Genomic DNA, 24,303 nt, shown 5'->3' with positions numbered 1-24,303 from the left:
GGGACAGACGTTTAAATGAGTATTGCATTTAGGACGCCTGTCCTTTTTATATGAAAAAATTGGAAAAGTTTATCCTGTTATTCGGTTTTTTATAGATTTTATCTCGAAATTCCTAAAAAATATTACAATTCTCTTAATTTTTGTCTCGAAATGCTAAAAAAGGCAAATTTAACTCGTATTATATGTAGAGGCAAATCAAGGGCTGACTGCAGATGCAGAATCAGAAGTATAACTTATTGTGGGAGGGACAAAAAATGAGAGAGGTATACGGCACGATACGCAAACTTGGTGCGACATCGAAATATAAAGGATACTATTTTGTGGCGGAAGCCATACGCATGACAATGGAATTTCAGGAAAGACCAATGAAGATCACAAAAGATATTTATCCAAAGCTTGCAAAGAAATTTAAATCCAAGCCATCTAATATTGAGCATGATATTCGTACAATTGTAAATGTATGTTGGGAAAATCATCGGGAAAGATTGGAAGAGATTGCCGGATATCCTCTGGAATACAGACCTACCAACAGTGAATTTGTAGATATGATCGCCTTTTATCTGGGAGATGAAAAAGAAAGCAAGGTTCCAGACGTGGAATGCCAGAATGGCTCTGTTGGAAAAATAATGGAGAACCTATTCTGACAGGATTAAACTTCTTCTACGGATAATCCGCTGCGATGAAAAAAATCCATCACATATTGCTCCCAAAGGTGGTCCAGTTCTTTACCGGGAAGAAAGGTTTTCATAGATGTTCCGGTAATACAAAGCAAGGTCTTATTCTTATATTGGAGATTCAGATAAAGACCTGTTATCATTTCGGGAGAAATTGAAAATGCAGAACTCTGCAATAATGCAGCGGTCTTATTCGGAGAAAACTGAAGCACGATTTTGAAAGAAAGAGGCGCTTTTTTTCCACGGATAACAGAATAACAAAATGGTTTTACTTCTTTCCAGAGAGAGAATGTACGGTGGCTGGAAGCTAAAAATTCCTGCTCATCATTATCGAAAAAATCAGTTTGGAGTTTGCCGTCAATGGAAAAAACATTGCTGGTAATGATCTCTGCCTGGTTTAGCCAGAAGAGATCGAAGGTATCTCCAAGAAAAAGCTTATTGGTAAAATTCTTCTGGTCAGTGATTTTTAAAGCGAGCATAGGGACCTCCTTTCTAAAGGGCATGTCGCCTGTCGACGACATCAATATATGAAAATCAGTTGCTGATGAACAATAACCATTATAAAGCAATTTGGGGGAAAATGGAAGAAAAAACTCTTTTCAAACACATAGTAATGTGTTAATATAGATGTGGTATTTAAAACTACATATTACGGAAAAGAGGACGATATAATTGAGTTATAAAATTGTGATAGATAGCTGTGGAGAACTTCTGGAGCAGTGGAAACAGGATGAAAGATTTGCTTCCGTACCGCTTACACTGACTGTTGGAAGTGAGAATATAATAGATGATGAGACATTTAACCAGGCAGATTTTTTACAGAAAGTTGCCGCCTGCCCGGAATGTCCGAAATCAGCCTGCCCGTCGCCAGAGAGCTACAGAAAGGCATTTGACTGCGAAGCTGAACATATATATTGCGTTACTCTTTCCTCTGAACTCAGTGGTTCCTATAACAGTGCAGTGCTTGGAGCAAGTCTTCTTCATGAGGAGAAGAAAGGCGTTCAGATTCATGTTTTCAATTCCTGTTCTGCTTCTATAGGGCAGACTTTGATTGCAATGAAAATTGCACAGTGCGAAGATGCCGGCCTTCCGTTTGAGGATGTTGTCAGCGTTGTGAATAAATATATTGAAGAACAGCACACTTTTTTTTGTGCTGGAGAATCTGGAAACCTTACGTAAAAATGGCCGCCTCAGCCGTGTGAAAGCGCTTGTGGCAACAGCCTTAAGATCAAACCGATCATGGGATCTACTCCGGAGGGGACGATCTGCCAGCTGGATCAGGCACGAGGCATGAATAAGGCGCTTGTGAAAATGGTGGATAAAATTGTGGAAGTGACAGAAAACAGTGAGAACAAAATTCTTGCCATTTCCCACTGCAACAGCCCGAAGAAAGCAAATATGCTTAAAGAAGCCATCCAGGAGAAAATGAAGCTGTCTGACATTGTGGTTCTTGACACAGCTGGTGTCAGCAGTATGTATGCAAATGATGGTGGAATTATTGTAGCTGTCTGATGCTAGTACATCGAATATTAAGTAACTGCCATATTGACTTGTCTGATTTTTCATCTGCTGCGTTGTCGTCAGTCGCCGTAGCCACCGCTACGCCTTCTTCCTCCGCCTTGCATATGAAGAAATCATCCTGCGTCAATATAGCAGAAACTTAATTTTCGATGTACTAGATTCTGTTCACTGATAACATTTCGCGAGGCGTTTTTTGTGAACTGTAAGTGAACATACTTCCATTTTGTTGGGAAATATGATATACTCATCTAAGTTGATATTTTATCCCAAAGGAGACGTGCGGCTATGAGTCAGAAGAAAGTAGATGCCTATAAAGCAGAAAAAGCAAACCGTGAGAAAATTATGAAAAAGGAGAAGCTGATCCTTACTATTGAGAAGCTGGCAGCGCTTGTTGCGTGTATGGTTGCTGTATGCTGGATTGGTTATTCTGTTTACGGAAAGGTTACAGAAGGTCAGGAGACTGTGACGACAGAGACTGTTATGGATACTTCTGCACTGGATTCTTATCTGAATGGACTTAGTGCAGATTCAGAGGCGGAATAAGTATGAAATATAAGAAAATATAAGAAAAAACTGCCTGAGGTAGCTTAAAAAGATGGGGATGGATTTCGGATCTGTCCCCATTTTGTTTATATAATAACAATAAAAAGAATCCTGTCTACAGGACTCTCCGCCTGCGGTGGGGCGTCTTGGGCGATATTTACCCTTCCGCTGCAGTGTAATCCTGCCAGGTAGGGATTTTTTTATAATAGGAAATTCTGAGGAGATTTCTTATTACATAAAAAATTCCCCCCGGATATGATTCCGAGGGGAAATTTCTGCTTCAGTTGCTTCAATTATAACTTAGTAACGTTAGCAGCCTGCATTCCGCGAGCGCCTTCTGTTAAGTCATATGTTACAGCCTGGCCTTCTTCAAGAGATTTGAAGCCTTCACCATTGATTGCAGAAAAATGTACGAATACATCAGCTCCGTCTTCTCCTGTGATGAAACCATAACCTTTTTCAGCGTTGAACCATTTTACAGTGCCCTTGTTCATTTTGAGTTACCTCCATAAAAAATAAAAAATTAAAAAGATGTTCTGGCGAAAAAAAATCACCAGATTTTACAGACTATATCATGTAAATATATAATCTCTAAAAACTAGTGATTTTACATTAATAATCTTCGACATGGATTGATTATATAACCTGAACTAAAAAAAGTCAAGGATAATTAAAATTGTGCAACAAAAAATATAATTGGATGGAAGATATAAGGAAAAATGCCGGAAGGGAAAAAAACTCTTTATTAAATGAAAAAATTCGTGTATGATAGGTTGTGATAAAGTTTACGTTATACCAGAAGGGAGAGAACCAAATGGGTATTCTGATTCGAGGCGGACGTGTTGTGGATGCGGCTGCTCAGATTGATAAAATTGCGGATGTTTATCTGGACGACGGCGTAATCCAAAAAGTGGGAGAGAAGCTGGAAGCAAAGGATAAAGATGACAAGATTATAGACGCTAAGGGACTGGTAGTAATGCCAGGCCTTGTGGATCTTCACGTACATTTTCGTGATCCTGGACAGACGGAGAAGGAAGACATTGAAACCGGTTCCCATGCAGCTGCAAGAGGCGGTGTGACTACTGTAGTGGCGATGCCGAACACCACACCGGTTATTGACAGCCCTGACCGTGCAAACTATGTGAAAAATAAAGCTGCGCAGGTTTCCGCTATTCATGTGCTCCAGGCAGGAGCCATGACAAAGGGAGAACTTGGGGAAGAGCTTTCTGATATTGCAGGCATGGCAGCAGCGGGAGTACCTGTCTTTCCGAAGATGGCAAATCTGTTATGAAAGCAAGCCTTTGCAAGCAGGCGATGGAAGAAGCCGTGAAAGCCGGACTTCCTATTTTTGATCACTGTGAGGATATGTCTCTTCGTGGAAACGGCTGCATGAATGAGGATGAGAACGCCAAACGCCTTGGGCTTCCGGGAATCTGCAATTCTACAGAAGATACCATTGCGGCAAGAGATTCTTTGCTTGCCATTGAGACAGGCGCTAAGCTGCACCTTTGCCACTGTTCTACAAAAGGTGTTGCAATTATGATGAAAATGTTAAAGGCAGAAGGCATTGAGAATGTAACAGCAGAAGTTTGCCCCATCATTTATACTCACATCTGATGATATTGAAAGAGATGATCCAAACTATAAAATGAATCCGCCTCTCCGTACCAGGAAAGATGTGGATGCGCTGATTGAAGGTCTGAAAGAGGGCTACATTCAGGTAATCAGCACGGATCATGCCCCACACACCCAGAAAGACAAAACCGGTTCCATGAGAACCGCAGCTTTCGGAATTGTGGGAATCGAGACCAGCTTTGCACTTAGTTACACCGCTCTTGTAGAGACTGGAATCCTCACTCTTTCCCAGCTTGTAGAGAAGATGAGCTACAATCCGGCTCAGATTCTGAACCTGCCATGTGGAACCTTACAGAAAGGACATCCGGCAGATGTGATAATCGCGGACATTAAGAATCCATATACCATTCACAAAGCAGACTTTGTTTCCAAAGGCAAAAACACCCCATTTGAGGGCAAAGAGGTGAAAGGAAAGATTCTATACACTATTTGCGATGGTAAGATTGTGTACAAGGATTCTGCTGCTAAATAAGAAAAAAATGAAATTTCCAGGAAAACATATTAAGGAGGAAACACCCATGATCAACAAACTTATTGCCAATATCAAGAAAACAGGAGCCCCTATTGTAGTAGGCCTTGACCCAATGCTGAATTATATTCCGAAGCAGATCCAGGAGCTGCATTCAAGGAATTCGGAGAGACGCTGGAAGGTGCTGCAGAAGCAATCTGGCAGTACAATAAAGGAATTGTGGATGCCACATATGATCTGATTCCTGCTGTGAAGCCGCAGATCGCTATGTATGAACAGTTTGGAATTCCGGGACTTATGGCTTACAAGCGTACTGTAGATTATTGCAAGGAAAAAGACCTTGTAGTAATTGGAGATATTAAACGTGGTGATATCGGTTCCACATCTGCAGCTTATGCCGTCGGACATCTTGGAAAGGTTCAGGTAGGAAGCAAGACTTATGTTCCATTTAATGAGGATTTTGCAACTGTAAACCCATATCTTGGAACAGACGGAGTGAAGCCTTTCATGGATGTTTGTAAAGAAGAGAAAAAAGGAATTTTTGTTCTGGTTAAGACCTCCAATCCGTCCAGCGGTGAGTTCCAGGACAGAGTAATTGAAAAACGTCCTCTCTATGAGTGGGTAGGCGAGAAAGTTGCCAAATGGGGAGATGAGCTTATGGGAGACGGTTACAGCTATGTAGGCGCAGTTGTAGGTGCTACCTATCCGGAAATGGGAAAAGTATTAAGAAAACTTATGCCAAAAACCTTTATTCTGGTACCAGGATATGGCGCACAGGGTGGTAAGGGTGCAGATCTTGTACATTTCTTTAACAAAGATGGCCTTGGTGCTATCGTAAACTCCTCCAGAGGAATTATTGCAGCTTACAAGCAGGAAAAATACGCAAAGTTTGGTGAAGCGAACTATGCAGATGCTTCCCGTCAGGCAGTGAAAGACATGATTCTTGATATCAGCACTGCACTTGAGAACCGCTAGGAGGAAGAAAATGGGTACAAAGGTAAAAGAAACCTGTACAGTCCTCAGCCAGGAATGTATTGGAAAAGACATTTACAGCATGTGGATTCAGACAAAGACCATTGCAGGGAATGCGAGGCCGGGACAGTTCGTTTCCGTTTATACACAGGATGGAAGCAAACTGCTGCCACGTCCTATCAGTCTTTGTGAGATTGATAAAGAAAAAGGTGCACTTCGCCTTGTCTATCGTGTAACAGGTCCGAAAACAGGTACAGAAAGCTTTTCCAGACTGCATGCAGGTGCACAGCTTGAACTTCTTGGACCTCTTGGAAATGGATTTCCGCTGGAAGAGGCTGCTGGCAGGAGGGTATTCCTTATGGGCGGAGGAATCGGTGTTCCGCCTATGCTGGAGACCATGAAGCAGCTGGATGCTAAGAAGATTGCAGTTCTTGGCTATCGTGATGAGCTGTTTTTAAATGAGGAATTTGAAAAAAATGGTGAGGTATACATTGCAACAGAAGACGGCTCTGCCGGAACCAAAGGAAATGTAATGGATGCGATCCGGGAGAATGATCTGAAAGCAGACGTGATTTTTGCCTGTGGTCCTAAGCCTATGCTTCGCGCCATCAAGGCCTATGCACTGGAGAAGGGAATCCCCTGCTGGGTTTCCATGGAAGAGCGCATGGCTTGTGGAATCGGTGCCTGCCTTGGCTGTGTATGCCAGTCCACAGAAACGGATGCCCATTCGCATGTACACAATAAGCGCGTATGTAAAGACGGCCCGGTGTTCAGAAGTACGGAGGTGGAGTTATGAGCAAAATGAGCGTAAATCTTGCAGGAGTGACTCTGAAAAATCCAGTAATGACTGCATCTGGAACATTTGGTTCCGGTGCAGAATACAGTGAATTTGTAGACCTGAATAATCTTGGTGCAGTCGTGACAAAAGGCGTGGCAAATGTGCCGTGGCCTGGAAATCCTACACCCCGTGTGGCAGAGACCACAGGAGGAATGCTGAATGCTATCGGTCTTCAGAATCCCGGAATCGATGTTTTCTGTGAGAGAGATATTCCATTTCTGAAGAAATTCGATACGAAGATCATTGTAAATGTATGCGGAAAGACCACAGAGGACTACTGTGAGGTTGTGGAACGTCTTGGAAATGAGCCAGTAGATATGCTGGAGATCAATGTATCCTGCCCGAATGTAAAGGAAGGTGGCATTGCCTTTGGACAGAATCCCAAGGCTCTGGAGGCCATTACAAGAGAAGTAAAAAAATATGCCAGACAGCCGGTGATTATGAAACTGAGTCCTAATGTAACAGATATTACAGAGATGGCAAGGGCAGCAGAAGCAGGCGGTGCAGATGTGGTTTCCCTTATTAACACCATTACCGGAATGAAGATTGATATTAACCGCAGAACGTTTGCACTGGCAAATAAAACAGGTGGTATGTCCGGTCCGGCTGTGAAGCCTGTGGCAGTACGCATGGTTTATCAGGTGGCAAATGCAGTGAAGATCCCAATTATCGGAATGGGTGGAATTGCAAGTGCTGAAGACGCTCTGGAATTCATTATGGCGGGTGCCACTGCAGTATCTGTAGGAACTGCAAATTTCATTAATCCATACACTACTCAGGAGGTTGTGGATGGTATGGCTGCATTCCTTGAGAGACAGAAAGTGGAAGATATTAATGAGCTGATTGGATGTGTGAAATAGGTTACTATTCACTGGTGACATTCCGCGAGGTGTTTTTCGTGAACGTAGTTCACAGAAAAACCGAGAAGTGTGGTGCGAAATCATGCGAATGCATGATTTCTGTGCATCGCGAAGCGTGTTACTGTGAACGGAGTGAACAGTGACACTGAAATAGGTTTTACTTCGCGGTTTAAAAGAGATTTTGACCACGCCCATATTTTGTGCTACTATAAAGAGAGCGCGAAGCGGTTACATTACAGATCATGGAGTGAACAATAATGTAACTGGGCTTTGCTTTGAAACCGGCGTATGCAAGAGTTTTTTCAAATATGATTTAAGAAAGACCAATAACAGATACAGTCCATATACGAGGAGGATAAAAATGGAACAGTATAAACAGGAATTTATTGAGTTTATGATTGATTGCAATGTATTGAAATTTGGAGATTTCGTAACCAAATCCGGAAGAAAGACTCCGTTTTTTGTAAACACAGGATTTTATCGTACAGGAGCTCAGTTAAGAAAATTAGGCCAGTATTATGCAAAAGCAATTGAGAGCAAATTCGGTCTGGATTTTGATGTGCTTTTTGGACCTGCATACAAGGGAATTCCGCTGACTGTTGCAGCGACAATGGCAATCAGCGAGGAGTATGGCAAGGATATCCGCTATTGCTCCAATCGTAAAGAGGTAAAGGATCATGGGGATAAGGGAATTCTTCTTGGAAGCCCGATTGAGGACGGAGATAAGGTTGTGATCATCGAGGATGTTACGACAGCCGGAACTTCTATTCAGGAGACTCTGCCGATCATCAAAGCCCAGGGTGATGTTTCTCCAATCGGTCTTGTGGTTTCTGTAGACCGTATGGAGCGCGGACAGGGTACTAAGAGCGCTTTAAAGGAGATTGAGGAGAAATATGGCCTTAAGACAACTGCTATTGTAACTATGGCAGAGGTAGTAGAGCATCTTTACAACAAAGAGTATAAAGGGAAAGTCATCATTGATGACACATTAAAAGCTGCTATTGATGCATACTATGAGCAGTACGGCGCAGAATAAGAGAATTCTATGCAGCATTAAAAATTCTGAAAGTGTGCTGCGGCAACTGGCGGCATAATGATAAAAGGAGGAAATGCTGATGAGTGAAAAGCTTTATAAAATCGTATCTGGCGTAGGGGCCGGAAGTATTGCACTTGGGATCATCACACTGGTGACAGGTGTGACCACTGGTATTCTCATGATCGTGAATGGTGCCAGACTTCTGAAGGGCAAATCCGATATGATGATTTAAGGGGATTTTTTTGAAAAAGGAAACGAAGAATTTAATTCGCCGTATGGGAATCCTGCTGTTCGCCATCTATATAATCTTTCTTGTCTATTTTCTGTTCTTTTCAGAGGAATATGGCAGGGCGGCAGAGGCGCAACGGGTATACAGGTATAATCTGATTCCCTTTGTGGAAATCAGAAGGTTCTGGATATACCGGGAGCAGCTTGGCACATTTGCAGTATTTTCCAACATATTCGGAAATGTGATAGGCTTCCTGCCTTTCGGGTTTATCCTTCCTGTTATTTTCCGAAGAATGAACAGCGGTTTTCTCATCTGTGTATCAGGATTTATATTAAGTCTGACTGTAGAAGTGATCCAGCTGGTCACGAAGGTTGGCTGTTTTGATGTGGATGATATGATTTTGAACACCCTGGGGGCAACCTTGGGGTATGTTCTTTTTTTCGTCTGTAATCATATTGTTACTGTTCACTGGTAACATTCCGCGAGGTGTTTTTTGTGAACAAAGTTCACAGAAAACCCGAGAGTTGCGGCGCGAAATTATGCAAAGCATGATTTCTGTGCATCGCGAAGCGTGTTACTGTGAACGAAGTGAACAGTAACATCATATTCGAAGGAAAGTCCTGGATAGCAGCCATGAATGAGCCATGCTTACCTAAGCGGATTTATGGATATTGTATGGCAGCAGCTGACTTTCATATTTTGACATGCTTGCGTGGGCAGACATGTCCATTTAGGAGAAAGTTCCATTATGGCAAGAAGATATAGATATTCATTTACAAAGAAAAAAGAAGCGAAAAAAGGGAAGCTGTCTGCCGGTCTGGCGGCAGCGTCCTTTTTGTTGTTTATAACGGCTGTTGTCCTGGCGTATCTTTTGGATGACAGCTTTGGGTTTCTGGTAGGAGGAGTGGGCTTATTTGCCACCCTTCTTTCCGTATACGGATTTATTATGGGACTGCTCAGCTTTTCTGAGGAGGGCAGAAGCCATAAAACCAGTATTATCGGTTCGATCAGCAATGGACTGTTTCTGATCGTGTGGATCGGAGTGTACCTGACCGGATTGTAGAGCACGGCGTATGTATTGTGGAAATCCGTTTGAAAGCAATAATAATTGATCAGACAGGGGAAGGGGGATATATATGGATGAACGTTTAAAAAAGCAATTGGACTTTATTCTGGAAGCAGATAAAGTGAAAAATATTATGCGTCAGACCTATCTGGCGGATGGAAAACGCAAGGAAAACGATGCAGAACATTCCTGGCACCTGGCGCTTATGGCAGTACTTTTGAAAGAATATGCACCAGAGGAAGTTGATCTTTCCAAAGTCATTCCTATGGTACTGATTCACGATCTGGTAGAGATCGATGCAGGAGATACCTATGCTTATGATGCTGTTGGGGGAGCTACCCAGCATACAAGAGAAGAAGCTGCAGCACAGCGCATTTACGGCATTCTTCCGGAAGACCAGGGAAAATGGCTTTATGATCTTTGGGAAGAGTTCGAAGCTTATGAAACACCAGAGGCCAAATATGCGCACATGCTGGACAACAGTCAGCCACTTTTTCTGAACAATGCTACAGATGGAATCAGCTGGGTAGAGCATGGCGTGAAGAAAAGTCAGATTTACACACGAAACCGCCGTACTGGTGAGGGAGCACCAAAAATCTGGGAATATATGCAGGAATTGATTGACCAGCATGTAGAAAAAGGACATGTGATCGATGATATGTCCAAAAAAGAATAAGAAGTGTGCTGATCGCGGAAAAAATTATTCAAACAGGCGCTGTCGGTGCCGTGACGGATAGCTTCGTGTAAAAAAATGAAAAGTGAGGGAAACGTGTGGACGAATTACTGATGGAACGTTATGCTCTTGCAAAAGAAAGAGTATGTGAGATCAAAGAGGAGAAAGCAGTACAGATGCCATATCTGGACTTTTTCCAGAAAACAGCTGCTTTTCTTGAAAAAAATGTGGAAATTATGGATGGCGTTGTATTTTTGGGAGAAGCCAGGGAACCAAGGAAACTTGCAGATGCGGCTGATTTATCTATAGATGAATGGAAAGAACTGAATCGTGATCTGTATGCAGATATCCTTCCGGAAAATTATAGAAACAGCTACGGAAATCCGGTTTATGCCTGTGAAAAGCTTGGGGAATACGGAAAAGACTTTTCTTTCCTGTATGCAGAGCTGCGTGGTATTGTGGTCTATGCCTTTGAAAAGAGGCTGTGGGACATAACTGTGCTTCTGGAGCTGTTTCTGGAAGTTTATGGCGCTTTTGCTCAGGAAGAGGTTCCTACAGAGGAAGAATTGAGGGGGATTTTAAATTCCTATGCAAATGATTACTGCCAGGATATGATAGAGTACCGCACTAGAGAGTGCGTGGACCCGGAGCTGGATTTTGCGGCAAAAATTATCATGAATTCTGATTTTTCAGACCTTCGTTACCTGTATCTGTTTGGAGAATGCATTACAGAGAATGAACTTGGAGTGGCTGCATTTCTTAACGGTCTTTCCCAGGAAGAAATCGATTCCTGCGCAAGAACTTATACAGAGGGCTACCGTTTGGGATTTGTAAATGGACACAAAGACCTGAGCAAAAAGAAAACAGTCAATATCCGCTACAACCTTGGTTTTGAACGTATGGTAAAAGCGGCAGTTCTTCAGTTTGAGGAGATGGGGCTGAAGCCAGTCATATATCGCTATCCGACCCATGCGGTAAACAGGCGCGGCTCTTATAGAATTGGCTATACAGGCGCTGTTGCAAACCCGCAGTTTGACTATGATCATCGACAGGACGGGGCGCTTTTTCTGGATCAGGATTTTGTGCAGAAGCGCCTTCGTGCCCTGCAGACTTCCTATGAAAAATATAAGGAGCTGGCGTATGTTCACGCTGGTCCGGCCTGCATTGAGGTATTTGGAGAAGCTCCGTTTTCACCGGTGAGTGTAAAAGAGGCATGGCAGTTCAGTGATGCCCAGCAGAAGCTGGAAATTGAGATGCAAAATGAAGCTGGACAGATTACAAACCGCTACATTAAAGGTGATGAGAGAAGTTTTACCATTATTGCATATCCGGTTCCTGAGATCGGCGGTGATTATGAGGAGATTTTCCGCCAGATCGTGAAAATCAACACCCTGGATTACCAGCTTTACCAGAAAATCCAGCAGACCCTTATCGATACTCTGGATACTGCAGAATGGGTATCTGTAAAGGGAAAAGGAGCAAATGAAACAGATCTCAGGATACATCTGCACACTCTTACCGACCCGACGAAGCAGTCCAATTTCGAGAACTGTGTAGCGGATGTAAATATTCCCGTTGGTGAAGTGTTTACTTCCCCTGTTCTTTCCGGAACAGACGGTCTTCTTCATGTAAGCCAGGTATATCTGGAAGGCCTTCAGTTCCGTGATCTGAAACTTGAATTTAAAGATGGAAAAATTGCATCCTATTCCTGCGGAAATTTTGAAAATGAAGAAGAGAATAAAAAATATATTGAGGATAATATCCTGTTCCATCATCCAACACTTCCAATGGGTGAATTTGCAATCGGAACGAATACTACGGCTTATGTAGCTGCGAAGAAATACAACATTGCAGATAAGCTGCCTATTCTGATTGCAGAAATGGGACCCCATTTTGCAGTAGGTGATACCTGTTACAGCTGGTCTGAGGATACTGCCATGTACAATCCGGATGGAAAAGAAATCATTGCAAGAGATAATGAAATCTCCATTCTAAGAAAAGAAGATATAGCAAGGCGTACTTTGGCTGTCATACGGATATTACCATTCCCTATGATGAATTGGGAAGCATCTGTGTTCCTGGAAAGAATGGGGAGAAAATTTCGATTATTGAGGATGGCAGATTTGTGCTGGCCGGAACGGAAGAATTGAATAAACCTTTTGAGGAATAAAGGAAAGTTTAAAATCTAACAGCAAAATTAATTAGCCCTATAAAATTTTTCTTTGCCTCAATCGTATTGACAGAAAATGTTATTCTTAGTAGAATTTACGCGAATGGTAGTTCTAAATATAACTAAAAGAGGAGAATATTATGCCAAAAGTAGGAATTGTAATGGGCAGTGATTCAGATATGCCGGTAATGAGCAAGGCAGCAGACATTCTGGAGAAACTTGGGATTGATTACGAAATGCGTATCATCTCCGCACACAGAGAGCCGGACGTGTTCTTTGATTATGCGAAGACAGCTGAGGAAAAAGGATTTAAGGTCATCATTGCAGGTGCCGGTATGGCAGCACATTTACCAGGAATGTGCGCAGCGATTTTCCCGATGCCGGTTATCGGAATTCCTATGCACACTACATCACTTGGGGGAAGAGATTCCCTGTATTCCATCGTACAGATGCCATCCGGCATTCCGGTAGCAACTGTTGCAATTAACGGAGGGGCAAATGCTGGTCTTCTTGCAGCGAAGATTCTTGCAACATCCGATCCGGAGCTTCTTGCACGTCTGAAAGCCTACAGCCAGGAGCTGAAAGAGCAGGTCGAAGCCAAGGATGCGAAATTACAGGAAGTAGGACATAAGGCTTATACAAAATAGAGTTATACAGCAGGGACAGAATAACCCTTTCTGCTGATGCAGGTGAAGAATTCTGCAAGGCAGGATCTTTCTATGAAAACCATAATAAACACCATAATAGAAACCATAAAATTCTGGGAGGAAAAAGGCATGGATTACAAGAACGCGGGCGTTGATATTGAGGCAGGATATAAATCAGTAGAATTAATGAAACAGCATATTGCAAAGACTATGAGACCAGAGGTACTTGGAGGAATCGGCGGATTCTCAGGTGCTTTTTCCATGAACAGCTTCAAGGATATGGAAGAGCCTACACTGGTTTCCGGAACTGACGGAGTTGGAACCAAGCTGAAACTGGCATTTATTATGGACAAACATGACACTGTTGGAATCGATTGTGTGGCAATGTGTGTAAACGATATTGCATGTGCAGGCGGAGAACCTCTTTTCTTCCTGGACTACATTGCCTGTGGAAAGAACTATCCGGAGAAGATTGCTGAGATCGTAAAAGGTGTTGCAGAAGGCTGCAGCCAGTCAAGCGCAGCCCTCATCGGCGGCGAAACTGCTGAGATGCCAGGATTTTATCCGGTAGACGAGTATGACCTGGCTGGATTTGCAGTTGGTGTTGTTGATAAAAAAGACCTGATTACAGGAGAGAATTTAAATACCGGAGATGTTCTGATCGGAATGGCTTCCTCAGGCGTACACAGCAATGGTTTCTCTCTTGTCCGCAAAGTGTTTGAGATGACAAAAGAGTCTCTGGACACATATTATGATGAACTTGGAACTACCCTTGGTGAGGCGCTGATCGCACCAACCAAGATTTATGTAAAAGCTCTTAAGAGCATTAAAGATGCAGGGGTTAAGATCCACGCATGCAGCCATATCACAGGCGGCGGTTTCTATGAGAATGTACCTCGTATGCTCAAAGAGGGCACAAGAGCCGTGATCGAGAAAGACAGTTATCCGGTACTTCCGATCTTTAAGCTTCTTGCAAAGACCGGAGACATTGAAGAAAAGATGATGTACAACACCTACAACATGGGACTTGGTATGGTTCTGGCAGTTGATCCGGCTGATGTAGATAAGACTATGGAAGCAATCAAGGCAGCAGGTGAGACACCATACGTAGTAGGACGTATTGAAGCAGGAGAAAAGGGAGTGACATTATGCTAAAGGTTGCTGTCCTGGTATCAGGAGGCGGTACCAATCTCCAGGCAATCCTGGATGCCATTGATTCCGGCAGGATCACCAACGCGGAAGTTTCTCTTGTGATCAGCAATAATCCAAATGCTTACGCACTGGAAAGAGCGAAGAACCATGGTATAGAGGCTGTCTGTATTTCCCCTAAAGAATTTGAAAACCGTGAAGAATTTCATAAGGCACTGTTAAAGAAATTGCAGGAAAGCGGTGCAGAACTGATTGTTCTTGCTGGCTATCTGGTTGCAATTCCACCTATGATCGTGGAGGCATTTCCAAATAAGATTATCAACATCCACCCATCCCTGATCCCATCCTTTTGCGGTGTAGGATACTATGGACTTCATGTTCATGAAGCTGCCTTAAAAAGAGGCGTGAAAGTAACAGGTGCTACTGTTCATTTCGTGGATACAGGTACAGATACCGGCCCTATTATTTTGCAGAAAGCAGTAAAAATCGAGTCGGATGATACCCCACAGTCTCTTCAGAGAAGTGTAATGGAAAAGGCAGAGTGGAAGATCCTTCCGAAAGCAATTAATCTCATTGCCAATGGAAAGATTTCAGTAGAAGATCATATTGTGACTATCAGCGATTAAGGAGGAGATTATGAAAGTACTGATCGTAGGAAGCGGCGGAAGAGAGCATGCAATCGCATGGAGTGTATCCAGAAGCCTAAGGCAGATAAGATTTACTGTGCACCGGGAAATGCAGGAATTGCAGAGTATGCAGAGTGCGTGAACATTGGTGCTATGGAATTTGAAAAACTTGCTGATTTTGCTCAGGAAAATCAGATAGACCTTACCATCATCGGTATGGATGATCCGTTGGTAGGCGGTATAGTAGACGAGTTTGAATCCCGTGGTTTACGGGTATTCGGACCTCGTAAAAATGCAGCAATCCTGGAAGGCTCTAAGGCATTTTCCAAGGATCTGATGAAGAAATACAACATTCCAACAGCCGCATACGAGAATTTTGATGACCCGGAAAAGGCACTGGTTTATCTTCGCACCGAAGCAAAATTCCCTATCGTCCTCAAAGCAGACGGACTTGCTCTTGGAAAAGGTGTTCTGATCTGTCAGAATCTTCAGGAGGCAGAAGCTGGTGTGAAAGAGATCATGGAAGATAAGAAGTTTGGAAGCGCCGGAAATACCATGGTTATTGAGGAGTTTATGACTGGTCGTGAAGTTTCCGTTCTTTCTTTTGTAGATGGAAAAACAATTAAAACCATGACCTCCGCACAGGATCATAAGCGTGCAAAGGACGGTGACCAGGGCTTAAATACAGGCGGAATGGGAACCTTTTCTCCCAGTCCTTTCTACACAAAAGAGGTGGATGAGTTCTGTAAGAAATATGTATATCAGCCAACTGTGGATGCAATGGCTGCTGAAGGAAGAGAATTTAAAGGAATCATTTTCTTTGGTCTGATGCTGACTGCAGATGGTCCGAAGGTACTGGAATACAATGCCCGTTTCGGAGATCCGGAAGCACAGGTTGTTCTTCCACGTATGAAGAACGACATTGTAGAAGTTATGGAAGCCTGCATTGATGGAACTCTGGATCAGATCAATCTTCAGTTTGAGGACAATGCCGCTGTTTGTGTAGTTCTCGCAAGTGACGGATATCCGGTGAAATATGAGAAAGAAATCCCGATGTATGGATTTGAGAATTTCAAGGATAAAGAGGGATATTACTGTTTCCATGCCGGAACCAAGTTTAAGGATGGACAGATCGTTACAAATGGTGGACGTGTTGTAGGAATCACAGCCACAGGCAGCAATCTAAAAGAGGCCAGAAAAAATGCCTATGCGGCAACAGAGTGGATCACTTTTGCAAATAAATATATGCGCCATGATATTGGAAAAGCAATTGACGAAGCATAATTAAATGGTATAAAATAGGCAGGAGACAAGAGTGTTTCCTGTCTGTTTTTGGTTATGGAAGTCCTGACAGGATGAAAATACAAAAGTCAGAGAATTCTGTGTTGCAGAATTTGTTTAGCAAAAGCATTAGGAGGAACCATTATGTACAATGTGAAGAAAGTAAACGAAGATTTATACTGGATCGGTGCAAGTGACAGAAGACTTGCCCTTTTTGAAAATATTTACCCGATTCCAAGAGGAGTTTCCTACAACTCTTATGTGATCCTGGATGAGCAGACCGTGCTTCTGGATACAGTTGACAAGTCTGTAAGCGGACAGTTTTTTGAAAATCTGGAGCATGTTCTTGGAAACAGACCTTTGGATTATATGATCGTAAACCATATGGAACCAGATCATTGTGCAATTGTGGAAGAGGTGGTAAGAAGATTCCCGGAAGTGAAGGTTGTGGGAAATGCCAAGACCTTTAACATGATGAAACAGTTCTTTACCTTTGACGTGGATGCCCATGCAGTTGTGATCAAAGAGGGAGATACCATTAGTACAGGTAAACATACCCTTGCGTTTGCCATGATCCCCATGGTTCACTGGCCAGAGGCAATGGTTACATACGATGCATATGACAAAGTGCTTTTTAGCGCAGATGCTTTTGGTACTTTTGGAGCGCTGAATGGAAATGTGTTTGCAGATGAAGTAAACTTTAAAGAAGAGTGGCTGGATGACGCCAGAAGATATCTGGTAAATATTGTTGGAAAATACGGCGGACCGGTTCAGAGTGCCCTGAAAAAGGCCCTTACACTTGATATCGCCATGATCTGCCCACTTCATGGTCCTATCTGGAGAGAGGATCTTGGATGGTTTATTGACAAATATCAGAAATGGAGCACTTATACACCTGAAGATCATAATGTTGTGGTTATGTATGCCTCCATTTATGGAAATACGGAGAATGCAGCTGATGTTCTGGCAGGCAGACTGGCAGATGCAGGGGAGAAGAATGTGAAGGTTTATGATGTTTCTGTAACAGATCCTTCCTATCTGGTAGCGGAAGCATTCCGCTGTGACAGAATCGTATTTGCCTGCCCGACTTATAATGCAGGACTTTTCCCGAAGATGGAAACCTTGCTTCATGAACTTGCTGCCCACAATCTGCAGAAGAGAAAAGTGGCAGTTCTGGAAAACGGTACCTGGGCTCCTACTGCAGGTAAGCAGATGAAAGAGATCCTTTCCGGTATGAAAGATATGGAAATCTATGAAGAGACGGTAACGGTAAAGTCTGCCCTGAAAGAAGACCAGCTGGCACAGCTTGATAAGATTGTAGAATTTATGACAAAATAAGAGAAAGTTTGTCGGATCAGTGGATGCCAGGAATGCGGTAAAATTGCATAAAAACACTGACGGTTAGACTTTACTTTTTTGCAATTTTGTTATAAAATAAAACCTATATTAGGTTTTTGTCGATATGTTTTGAAATCTGCCAGACAGGACAAGGTTCATAGAATTTTCGTATACGACAGCAGGAAACCAGGACTGAGAGGATAATGACATGGGAATCACTGAACAGGAAGCAATTAAGGAATTACAGACAAGAGACGAAATCTTTGTAGCGTATTCACAGGCTACGAAGCTTCCATATGTAATTTGCGATCAGGAGAGCTTTAATGATCAGGTGTGGGTATTTGCCACAGAAGAGGAGATTAAAGCATTTGGCAAGAAGAAATTAGAGGATAAGATTCTTCTTATGGGAATGAAATATGAGAAGAAAGACTACCCAAGATTCTACGGCACACTTTATGCAATCGGTGTAAACAGTGTAGTATGGGTTGATGGAGAGAATCAGATTGAGGTTGAACTTACCAGAATTGCCAGACAGGCAGATTTCAGCCAGCTTGAGCCGAAGAAGCAGCCACTTTTTAATTCCACTCTTCAGCTTTCCGGTATCTATTTTATGCAGGAGCTCCGTCGCCCGATTAAGAAAGAGGAGCGCACTGTGAACCTTCGTGAAATGGAAGAAGAGCTGATCGTGAACCTTAAGAAATCTGAATTCCTGGTAGCTATGGCTACTGATCCGGAAGACCCGACCAAGGTTAACATTCCATATCTTAAGAACAAACAGGGGGATATTCTTCAGCCGGCTTTTACAGATGTTATGGAATTTGATAAATTTGCAAGAGGCAAGAAGCTTCGGGCAGCCAAGGTTCCATTTGCCAAACTGCCAGGTCTCATTATCAACCAGGCGAAAGCATTTGTGATCAACCGATGGGATTCAATTTGATCCTTGACAGAGTACAGCTTGGAAAGATTCTGGGTGTTGAGATCCCTCCGGCTGCAGCACCGGCTGAGAGTGCGCCTGCTGAGGCAGCAGCTCAGGAGACTAAGGCATCAGAGGGTGAAGTAAAGGCAGAAGAAGCACCGGCAGCTGAGACACCGGTTCAGTAGGAATAGGGAGCGCTGCCAGCTTTGCAGATGGCTTATATTTAGACGAAGTGATTATTACGAAAGACAGGAAGAGACCGGGGCAGTATGACTCCGGTCCCTTTGTTTTGTAATATTCACTGTTTTTTACAGGGAGGGATAAAATGGTAATAGAGATAGATTTCCAGAGTGACGAGGCACTTTATACCCAGCTGATGAATCAGATCATTATGGGAATTGCCACATCCCGGCTGCAGGAAGGAGATCCTCTTCCATCTGTCAGACAGCTTGCGGATACCATTGGAATTAATATGCATACAGTAAACAAGGCCTATTCCTTGTTACGCCAGGAAGGATTTGTCTCCATTGACAGAAGAAAAGGCGCGGTAATCTGCCTGGATGTGGATAAATTAAGGGCTATGGAGGAACTGAAGCAGAATTTGCGTGTTGCGCTGGCAAGAGGCTGCTGCAATAATGTGACCAGGGAAGAAGTGCATAGTCTTATAGATGAGATCCTGGATGAATATGAGAAATAAAAGCGAGATTGTTCGAGAAATCAACTTGTTTGTACACTAGCGTAAGGAGGAACAATTGATCAATGCGAAATAAATTTACGAAACAGGCTCAGACAGCCCTGACACTGGCAAAGGCAGCAGCCATTGACTTTGAACTGGGCTATATTGGTACAGAACATCTTTTGCTGGGACTTTTAAGTGAGACAGAAGGCGCTGCCGGAAGAGTCCTGGAGGAATTTCAGGTAGATGGCAAGAAGCTGGTGGAACTGATCGACAAGCTGGTGACTCCGGCAGAAGTGGGAAATGTAACTGAGATTGAAATGAAGCCGGCATACAGTCCGAGAACAGAGAAGGTTCTGGAAAGTGCTGTGGCAGAGGCACAGAATTCTGGCTGTGAGAAGGCCGGAACGGAGCATTTGCTCCTTGCCATGCTCCGCGAGACGGACTGTGTTGGAACCAGGCTTTTATATACGATGGGAGTGAATATCCAGAAGCTTTATGCAGCAGTCCTTGGAGCCATGGGCTATGACAATGAGTCTATTCAGGAAGAGTTCCAGGCTGCCAAGGCCATGCAAAATCCCGGAGGCAGCCTGACACCGGCACTTGACCAGTACAGCCGTGATCTGACCCAGATGGCAGCAGAGGGCAAACTGGATCCTGTTGTGGGAAGGGAAAAGGAAATCAGCAGACTGATCCAGATCTTAAGCCGTAGAACCAAGAACAATCCATGTCTGGTAGGAGAACCTGGGGTAGGCAAGACTGCTATTGCAGAGGGGCTTGCCCAGAGGATTCTTGCAGGTAGTGTTCCGGAGACGATTAAAGACAAGCGACTGGTAGTGTTGGATCTGTCTGGAATGGTGGCTGGAAGCAAGTACAGAGGTGAATTTGAGGAGCGTATCCGTAAGGTCGTGGATGAAGTACGTGAGAATCAGGGGATTCTTCTGTTTATTGATGAGCTTCATACAATTATTGGAGCTGGCGGAGCAGAAGGAGCCCTTGACGCTTCCAATATTCTGAAGCCATCTCTTTCCCGTGGAGAATTGCAGATCATAGGTGCGACCACTCTGGAAGAGTACCGCAAATATATAGAGAAGGATGCTGCTCTGGAGCGACGCTTCCAGCCGGTCACCGTGGAAGAGCCTTCTGAAGAGGAGGCTTACGAGATCCTGAAAGGACTTCGCCCATACTATGAAAGACATCATAAAGTAGAAATATCAGATGAAGCTTTGGAAGCAGCAGTTAAAATGTCAGTACGTTATATTAACGACAGATTTCTTCCGGATAAAGCAATCGACCTGATTGATGAAGCTGCTTCTAAGGTACAGCTTTCCGGATATCAGGCTTCTTCCGAGATTGAGGATTTAAGCCGTGAGATTCAGGAAATCCTTCAGGAGAAAGAGCGTGCCATCAAAACTGGTTATTTAAGTCTTGCCAAAGAATGTCAGGAGAAACAGAAGGAAGCAGAAGCCAGACTTGAGCAGCTTCAAGTAAAAGAAGAAAAGAAGAATCAGAGAAAATCCGGAAAAGTGGACGAAAAAGCCGTAGCTTCCATTGTATCCGACTGGACCAAAATTCCGGTACAAAGATTGACAGAAGGAGAAACCAGACGCCTTGCTCAATTGGAAAAAGAACTTCACAAACGCGTGATTGGTCAGGAGGAAGCGGTTCGTGCTGTTTCTCAGGCTGTAAAACGTGGTCGTGTAGGATTGAAGGATCCGAACCGTCCAATTGGTTCTTTCCTGTTTCTGGGACCAACAGGCGTTGGAAAAACAGAACTTTCCAAGGCGCTGGCTCAGGCTGTATTTGGCAGCGAACAGGCTATGATTCGTGTAGACATGTCTGAATATATGGAGAAACATAGTGTTTCCAAGCTGATCGGTTCTCCGCCAGGATATGTGGGATATGATGAGGGCGGACAGCTCAGTGAAAAAGTACGCAGAAATCCATACAGTGTTATTCTTTTTGATGAGATCGAGAAAGCACATCCGGATGTGTTTAATATTTTGCTTCAGGTGCTGGATGACGGACATATTACAGATGCCCACGGAAGAAAAGTGGATTTTAAACAGACAATCATTATCATGACTTCCAATGCGGGCGCACAGGCAATCGTAGAACCGAAGCAGCTTGGGTTTATTTCCCAGAAAGATGAGAAAAAGGATTATGAAAAAATGAAATCCGGCGTTATGGAAGAAGTGCGCCGTCTTTTCAAACCAGAATTCCTGAATCGAATTGACGAGATTATGGTATTCCACACCCTGAATAAGGAGGAAATCCGTAAAATTGTACTTCTACTCTTGAAATCACTGGAAAAACGTTGTGAGGAACAGATGGATATTCATCTGAATGTGACGAATTCTGCAGTAGATTATATTGCAGAAGCCGGATTTGATGCTAAATACGGTGCAAGACCTCTTCGCCGGGCCATTCAGTCCAAGATAGAAGACCGGCTGGCAAATGAGCTCCTGGAGGGCAAAATCAAGCGGGGAGACATCGTGCAGGTACAGTATAGAAATAAAGAAATTCGTTTTATAGTGAAGTAAGATTCTGTTTGAACAGTAACGTAATCTTCTAAAATTACTATAAATTTTATATAAGGTACTGGCAAAGAAAAAAGTTTTATTATATAATATGTACAACATCGGGGAAACCGGTGAAAAGGATCTGGCGAGGAGAAATCCGCCGGAGAACATAACGAAAGAGTCTTAGGGAGGACAAGCATCATGGCAGTAGTAAAGGAACTGATCCGTACAGAGGAAAATGGTACCATCAGCTTTGGAGATTATGAGAAGAACCAGAAATCAAAGGTTTCTGATTACCCACATCAGGGAGATATGTATAAAGTAAAAACATTCAAGGAGATCACCAAGCTGGAACGCAACGGTATGTTTGTATATGAGTCCGTACCAGGTACCGCTGTATTCAATCTTGCACAGGACGGAAACCAGATGAGTTTTCGCGTAGAGGGACCGGAGGATGCACAGATTACTGTAGAACTTGAAGCAGAAGCACAGTATGAGGTATATCTTGACGGAGCAAGTACAGGTAAAATGGAGACTAACCTTGGCGGAAAGCTTTCTTTCAGCGTAGAGCTTGGAAATGGCTCAGCTGTTGATGTAAAAATTGTAAAATGCTAAAAAACAAAAAAATGGTATATTTTTGCCAGGAGTGCGGTTACGAATCCTCGAAATGGATGGGACAGTGCCCTGGATGTAAGGCCTGGAATTCTTTTGCGGAAGAACCTGTATCTACAGGGAAAAAGGCATCAGGAGGCGGTAAGTCCGTTTCCAGGCAGCAGTCTGAACCAGTGATTCTGAAGGAGATCAGTCTGAAAGAGGATGAACGTCAGACAACGAAAATAGGGGAACTTGACAGAGTACTCGGGGGCGGCATTGTCCCCGGGTCTTTGGTTCTTGTGGGGGGAGATCCAGGTATCGGAAAATCCACCCTTCTTTTACAGGTGTGCCGGAATCTGGCTGAGAATGGAAATTCTGTCCTCTATATTTCCGGTGAGGAGTCTTTGCGTCAGATCAAACTTCGTGCTAACCGTATCGGCACTTTCAACGAAAACCTTCAGCTTTTATGTGAGACCAATCTGGATACTGTACGAGAAGTAATGGAACGAAAGAAACCAGATGTAGCTATTGTGGACTCTATTCAGACTATGTTTGATGAGGAGATTGGTTCTGCACCGGGGAGCGTTTCCCAGGTAAGAGAGTCTACGAATGTACTGATGCAGATTGCAAAAGGTCTTGGAATAACGATTTTCATTGTTGGTCATGTGACCAAGGAGGGCAATGTGGCAGGTCCGAGAGTGCTGGAACATATGGTTGACACAGTGCTTTATTTTGAGGGAGACAGACACGCTTCCTATCGGATTCTGCGTGCGGTGAAGAATCGATTTGGTTCTACCAATGAAATTGGCGTTTTTGAAATGCAGGGGACTGGTCTTGAAGAAGTTTCAAACCCTTCGGAGTATCTTTTAGAGGGACGTCCTGAGAACGCGTCAGGGTGTGTTGTGGCATGTTCTATGGAGGGAACACGCCCGATCCTTGTGGAAATTCAGGCATTGGTTTGTGAGAGTAATTTTGGTATTCCAAGAAGGACTGCTGTGGGAACGGATTTTAACAGGGTCAATCTTCTCATGGCTGTATTGGAGAAGAAAGTTGGGCTTCATCTTGCTTCTTCTGACGCCTATGTAAATATTGCCGGAGGGATGAAGATGACAGAACCGGCGATTGATCTTGGAATCTGCCTGGCAATTGCATCCAGCATGAAGGATATTGTAATTCCAGACAAATTGATGGCTTTTGGTGAAATTGGACTTAGTGGAGAAGTACGTGCCGTAAGTATGGCGGGGCAGAGAGTGCAGGAGGCGAAAAAGCTGGGATTTGACACCGTGATCCTGCCGGAAGTGTGCAGAAGCTCGGTGGAAAAAGCTGATGGGATTAAGCTGGTGTATGTGAGACAGATTCAGGAGGCGATTCGGTATATTATGAGTAAATAGGTTTTATGTTTACATTTGTAAAAATATATAGAAAAATAATACTTGAAAAAGTAAGCAATGATAACCTGTAAAAAAATATGGATTTTTTTGTAAAAAGTGCTTGACGATTCCTTGCGGCAGTGGTATAGTAAACAAGCTGTCGCAAGGAATTGCTTCTGAAATGCTGAAAAATAAAATAGTTTTCAGAAAATTCGAATTAACTGTTGACAAATGACTGAACTTATGATAAAGTAACCAAGTCGCTTGAACAGAACGACAGAAAACAACAACTTTAGACAGAATCTTGAAAATCTCAAAAACTTTTGAAAAAAGTGCTTGACAAGATTTGGAAGATATGGTAAAGTAAACAAGCTGTCGCAAAGAGATGACAGACAAACAACCTTGATAACTAAACAGTGAAACACATACGATTCTCGAAAATTCTTAACGAATCATCATTCAAATGAATGAACTTTTTATAACAGTAATGACGAGAGA

General features: G+C 43.2%; 28 protein-coding genes and 2 pseudogenes. 28 read left to right on the top strand and 2 right to left on the bottom strand.

Annotated elements, in window-relative coordinates; genetic code table 11:
• The first annotated feature begins 254 nt into the window (after nt 1-254).
• Nucleotides 255-644 (top strand): sporulation initiation factor Spo0A C-terminal domain-containing protein, encoded by a 390-nt coding sequence (locus tag DW904_RS07710; RefSeq protein WP_118579052.1) that lies wholly within the window; start codon nt 255-257, stop codon nt 642-644.
• Between the two features lie 5 nt (nt 645-649).
• Here the strand turns inward: DW904_RS07710 and DW904_RS07705 are convergent, their stop codons facing one another.
• Entirely contained in the window at nt 650-1,153 is a 504-nt protein-coding gene (locus DW904_RS07705) for a DUF5721 family protein (RefSeq protein ID WP_118579049.1), read from the bottom strand.
• 208 nt (nt 1,154-1,361) lie between these two features.
• Here DW904_RS07705 and DW904_RS25205 point away from each other — a divergent pair, with 208 nt between their 5' ends.
• The 4 genes from DW904_RS25205 to DW904_RS07695 all read left to right on the top strand — a co-directional run bounded on the left by DW904_RS25205 (nt 1,362) and on the right by DW904_RS07695 (nt 2,738).
• Nucleotides 1,362-1,853 (top strand): DegV family protein, encoded by a 492-nt coding sequence (locus tag DW904_RS25205; protein ID WP_347562063.1) that lies wholly within the window; start codon nt 1,362-1,364, stop codon nt 1,851-1,853.
• Nucleotides 1,825-1,968: a hypothetical protein gene (locus DW904_RS25200; protein ID WP_347562062.1), complete on the top strand. Its 144-nt coding sequence runs from the start codon at nt 1,825-1,827 to the stop codon at nt 1,966-1,968. Before DW904_RS25205 ends, DW904_RS25200 begins: the two co-directional genes overlap by 29 nt.
• Nucleotides 1,914-2,186, top strand: a complete 273-nt coding sequence (locus DW904_RS25195) for a DegV family protein (RefSeq protein ID WP_347562067.1) — start codon at nt 1,914-1,916, stop codon at nt 2,184-2,186. The genes DW904_RS25200 and DW904_RS25195 overlap by 55 nt, the downstream gene beginning before the upstream one ends.
• A gap of 294 nt (nt 2,187-2,480) precedes the next feature.
• Nucleotides 2,481-2,738: a hypothetical protein gene (locus tag DW904_RS07695; RefSeq protein ID WP_118579046.1), complete on the top strand. Its 258-nt coding sequence runs from the start codon at nt 2,481-2,483 to the stop codon at nt 2,736-2,738.
• Between the two features lie 293 nt (nt 2,739-3,031).
• Here DW904_RS07695 and DW904_RS07690 read toward each other — a convergent pair whose 3' ends face one another.
• Nucleotides 3,032-3,232 carry a cold shock domain-containing protein gene (locus tag DW904_RS07690; RefSeq protein WP_008705499.1) on the bottom strand — a complete coding sequence of 67 codons (201 nt, stop codon included), beginning with the start codon at nt 3,230-3,232 and terminating at the stop codon, nt 3,032-3,034.
• Nucleotides 3,233-3,552: 320 nt separating this feature from the next.
• On the opposite strand from DW904_RS07690, the gene DW904_RS25190 reads away from it, so the two are divergent.
• The 23 genes and pseudogenes from DW904_RS25190 (at nt 3,553) to radA (ending at nt 23,826) form a co-directional block, all read left to right on the top strand.
• Nucleotides 3,553-4,029: an amidohydrolase family protein gene (locus DW904_RS25190; RefSeq protein ID WP_347562057.1), complete on the top strand. Its 477-nt coding sequence runs from the start codon at nt 3,553-3,555 to the stop codon at nt 4,027-4,029.
• Nucleotides 4,026-4,355, top strand: coding sequence for a hypothetical protein (locus DW904_RS25185; RefSeq protein ID WP_347562056.1), 330 nt, complete (start codon nt 4,026-4,028; stop codon nt 4,353-4,355). The genes DW904_RS25190 and DW904_RS25185 overlap by 4 nt, the downstream gene beginning before the upstream one ends.
• Nucleotides 4,356-4,386: 31 nt before the next feature.
• Nucleotides 4,387-4,845 (top strand): amidohydrolase family protein, encoded by a 459-nt coding sequence (locus tag DW904_RS25180; RefSeq protein ID WP_347562055.1) that lies wholly within the window; start codon nt 4,387-4,389, stop codon nt 4,843-4,845.
• 46 nt (nt 4,846-4,891) lie between these two features.
• Nucleotides 4,892-5,817: pseudogene (gene pyrF, locus DW904_RS07680) on the top strand (orotidine-5'-phosphate decarboxylase).
• Between the two features lie 10 nt (nt 5,818-5,827).
• Nucleotides 5,828-6,610, top strand: a complete 783-nt coding sequence (locus DW904_RS07675) for a dihydroorotate dehydrogenase electron transfer subunit (protein ID WP_118579043.1) — start codon at nt 5,828-5,830, stop codon at nt 6,608-6,610.
• Entirely contained in the window at nt 6,607-7,512 is a 906-nt protein-coding gene (locus tag DW904_RS07670; RefSeq protein ID WP_118579040.1) for a dihydroorotate dehydrogenase, read from the top strand. Before DW904_RS07675 ends, DW904_RS07670 begins: the two co-directional genes overlap by 4 nt.
• Before the next feature lie 361 nt (nt 7,513-7,873).
• Nucleotides 7,874-8,548, top strand: coding sequence for an orotate phosphoribosyltransferase (gene pyrE / locus DW904_RS07665; RefSeq protein WP_118579037.1), 675 nt, complete (start codon nt 7,874-7,876; stop codon nt 8,546-8,548).
• A gap of 79 nt (nt 8,549-8,627) precedes the next feature.
• The gene (locus tag DW904_RS22805; protein WP_187566586.1) at nt 8,628-8,780 is read left to right on the top strand and encodes a hypothetical protein; all 153 of its coding nucleotides are present in this window, start codon (nt 8,628-8,630) and stop codon (nt 8,778-8,780) included.
• Nucleotides 8,781-8,790: 10 nt separating this feature from the next.
• Entirely contained in the window at nt 8,791-9,252 is a 462-nt protein-coding gene (locus DW904_RS07660; protein WP_243110339.1) for a VanZ family protein, read from the top strand.
• A 273-nt stretch (nt 9,253-9,525) separates the two neighbouring features.
• Complete coding sequence (locus DW904_RS07655) at nt 9,526-9,840, top strand: DUF6142 family protein (protein ID WP_118579034.1); 315 nt, start codon at nt 9,526-9,528, stop codon at nt 9,838-9,840.
• A gap of 73 nt (nt 9,841-9,913) precedes the next feature.
• A complete protein-coding gene (locus DW904_RS07650; RefSeq protein ID WP_118579031.1) occupies nt 9,914-10,519 on the top strand; it encodes an HD domain-containing protein in 606 nt (201 codons plus the stop codon).
• 95 nt (nt 10,520-10,614) lie between these two features.
• Nucleotides 10,615-12,666: an aminopeptidase gene (locus DW904_RS07645; protein WP_347562054.1), complete on the top strand. Its 2,052-nt coding sequence runs from the start codon at nt 10,615-10,617 to the stop codon at nt 12,664-12,666.
• A gap of 160 nt (nt 12,667-12,826) precedes the next feature.
• Nucleotides 12,827-13,333, top strand: coding sequence for a 5-(carboxyamino)imidazole ribonucleotide mutase (gene purE, locus DW904_RS07640; RefSeq protein WP_118579028.1), 507 nt, complete (start codon nt 12,827-12,829; stop codon nt 13,331-13,333).
• 129 nt (nt 13,334-13,462) lie between these two features.
• Complete coding sequence (gene purM / locus DW904_RS07635; protein WP_118579246.1) at nt 13,463-14,488, top strand: phosphoribosylformylglycinamidine cyclo-ligase; 1,026 nt, start codon at nt 13,463-13,465, stop codon at nt 14,486-14,488.
• Nucleotides 14,482-15,108, top strand: a complete 627-nt coding sequence (gene purN, locus DW904_RS07630; RefSeq protein WP_118579026.1) for a phosphoribosylglycinamide formyltransferase — start codon at nt 14,482-14,484, stop codon at nt 15,106-15,108. Before purM ends, purN begins: the two co-directional genes overlap by 7 nt.
• Before the next feature lie 10 nt (nt 15,109-15,118).
• Nucleotides 15,119-16,392, top strand: a pseudogene (gene purD, locus DW904_RS07625) (phosphoribosylamine--glycine ligase).
• A 141-nt stretch (nt 16,393-16,533) separates the two neighbouring features.
• Nucleotides 16,534-17,727 carry an FprA family A-type flavoprotein gene (locus DW904_RS07620; RefSeq protein WP_118579023.1) on the top strand — a complete coding sequence of 398 codons (1,194 nt, stop codon included), beginning with the start codon at nt 16,534-16,536 and terminating at the stop codon, nt 17,725-17,727.
• Nucleotides 17,728-17,935: 208 nt separating this feature from the next.
• Nucleotides 17,936-18,664 (top strand): SseB family protein, encoded by a 729-nt coding sequence (locus DW904_RS07615; protein ID WP_243110338.1) that lies wholly within the window; start codon nt 17,936-17,938, stop codon nt 18,662-18,664.
• Nucleotides 18,649-18,828, top strand: a complete 180-nt coding sequence (locus tag DW904_RS23740) for a hypothetical protein (RefSeq protein ID WP_243110337.1) — start codon at nt 18,649-18,651, stop codon at nt 18,826-18,828. Before DW904_RS07615 ends, DW904_RS23740 begins: the two co-directional genes overlap by 16 nt.
• Before the next feature lie 140 nt (nt 18,829-18,968).
• The gene (locus DW904_RS07610) at nt 18,969-19,340 is read left to right on the top strand and encodes a GntR family transcriptional regulator (RefSeq protein WP_118579020.1); all 372 of its coding nucleotides are present in this window, start codon (nt 18,969-18,971) and stop codon (nt 19,338-19,340) included.
• Between the two features lie 62 nt (nt 19,341-19,402).
• Nucleotides 19,403-21,862 (top strand): ATP-dependent Clp protease ATP-binding subunit, encoded by a 2,460-nt coding sequence (locus DW904_RS07605; protein ID WP_118579017.1) that lies wholly within the window; start codon nt 19,403-19,405, stop codon nt 21,860-21,862.
• Nucleotides 21,863-22,042: 180 nt separating this feature from the next.
• Nucleotides 22,043-22,456, top strand: coding sequence for an endosialidase (locus tag DW904_RS07600; RefSeq protein WP_118579014.1), 414 nt, complete (start codon nt 22,043-22,045; stop codon nt 22,454-22,456).
• Entirely contained in the window at nt 22,450-23,826 is a 1,377-nt protein-coding gene (gene radA, locus DW904_RS07595; protein WP_118579011.1) for a DNA repair protein RadA, read from the top strand. Before DW904_RS07600 ends, radA begins: the two co-directional genes overlap by 7 nt.
• Nucleotides 23,827-24,303 lie beyond the last annotated feature (477 nt).

This window comes from Ruminococcus sp. AM42-11 (assembly GCF_003480145.1).
Classification (GTDB): Bacteria; Bacillota; Clostridia; order Lachnospirales; family Lachnospiraceae; genus Blautia_A; species Blautia_A faecis.
The sequence above is the reverse complement of the archived record's forward strand: the minus strand, read 5'-3'. Positions and strand labels throughout refer to the sequence as shown.

Coding starts and splice junctions, on each gene's coding strand:
- DW904_RS23740 (WP_243110337.1), top strand. CDS start 18,649: ATGGGATTCAATTTGATCCTTGACAGAGTACAGCTTGGAAAGATTCTG.
- DW904_RS25185 (WP_347562056.1), top strand. CDS start 4,026: ATGAAAGCAAGCCTTTGCAAGCAGGCGATGGAAGAAGCCGTGAAAGCC.
- DW904_RS07615 (WP_243110338.1), top strand. CDS start 17,936: ATGGGAATCACTGAACAGGAAGCAATTAAGGAATTACAGACAAGAGAC.
- DW904_RS07670 (WP_118579040.1), top strand. CDS start 6,607: ATGAGCAAAATGAGCGTAAATCTTGCAGGAGTGACTCTGAAAAATCCA.
- DW904_RS07695 (WP_118579046.1), top strand. CDS start 2,481: ATGAGTCAGAAGAAAGTAGATGCCTATAAAGCAGAAAAAGCAAACCGT.
- DW904_RS07675 (WP_118579043.1), top strand. CDS start 5,828: ATGGGTACAAAGGTAAAAGAAACCTGTACAGTCCTCAGCCAGGAATGT.
- DW904_RS07605 (WP_118579017.1), top strand. CDS start 19,403: ATGCGAAATAAATTTACGAAACAGGCTCAGACAGCCCTGACACTGGCA.
- DW904_RS07610 (WP_118579020.1), top strand. CDS start 18,969: ATGGTAATAGAGATAGATTTCCAGAGTGACGAGGCACTTTATACCCAG.
- DW904_RS07650 (WP_118579031.1), top strand. CDS start 9,914: ATGGATGAACGTTTAAAAAAGCAATTGGACTTTATTCTGGAAGCAGAT.
- DW904_RS07705 (WP_118579049.1), bottom strand. CDS start 1,153: ATGCTCGCTTTAAAAATCACTGACCAGAAGAATTTTACCAATAAGCTT.
- DW904_RS07655 (WP_118579034.1), top strand. CDS start 9,526: ATGGCAAGAAGATATAGATATTCATTTACAAAGAAAAAAGAAGCGAAA.
- pyrE (WP_118579037.1), top strand. CDS start 7,874: ATGGAACAGTATAAACAGGAATTTATTGAGTTTATGATTGATTGCAAT.
- DW904_RS25180 (WP_347562055.1), top strand. CDS start 4,387: ATGAATCCGCCTCTCCGTACCAGGAAAGATGTGGATGCGCTGATTGAA.
- DW904_RS25195 (WP_347562067.1), top strand. CDS start 1,914: ATGGGATCTACTCCGGAGGGGACGATCTGCCAGCTGGATCAGGCACGA.
- DW904_RS25190 (WP_347562057.1), top strand. CDS start 3,553: ATGGGTATTCTGATTCGAGGCGGACGTGTTGTGGATGCGGCTGCTCAG.
- DW904_RS07710 (WP_118579052.1), top strand. CDS start 255: ATGAGAGAGGTATACGGCACGATACGCAAACTTGGTGCGACATCGAAA.
- purM (WP_118579246.1), top strand. CDS start 13,463: ATGGATTACAAGAACGCGGGCGTTGATATTGAGGCAGGATATAAATCA.
- DW904_RS07690 (WP_008705499.1), bottom strand. CDS start 3,232: ATGAACAAGGGCACTGTAAAATGGTTCAACGCTGAAAAAGGTTATGGT.
- purN (WP_118579026.1), top strand. CDS start 14,482: ATGCTAAAGGTTGCTGTCCTGGTATCAGGAGGCGGTACCAATCTCCAG.
- DW904_RS22805 (WP_187566586.1), top strand. CDS start 8,628: ATGAGTGAAAAGCTTTATAAAATCGTATCTGGCGTAGGGGCCGGAAGT.
- purE (WP_118579028.1), top strand. CDS start 12,827: ATGCCAAAAGTAGGAATTGTAATGGGCAGTGATTCAGATATGCCGGTA.
- DW904_RS07600 (WP_118579014.1), top strand. CDS start 22,043: ATGGCAGTAGTAAAGGAACTGATCCGTACAGAGGAAAATGGTACCATC.
- radA (WP_118579011.1), top strand. CDS start 22,450: ATGCTAAAAAACAAAAAAATGGTATATTTTTGCCAGGAGTGCGGTTAC.
- DW904_RS07620 (WP_118579023.1), top strand. CDS start 16,534: ATGTACAATGTGAAGAAAGTAAACGAAGATTTATACTGGATCGGTGCA.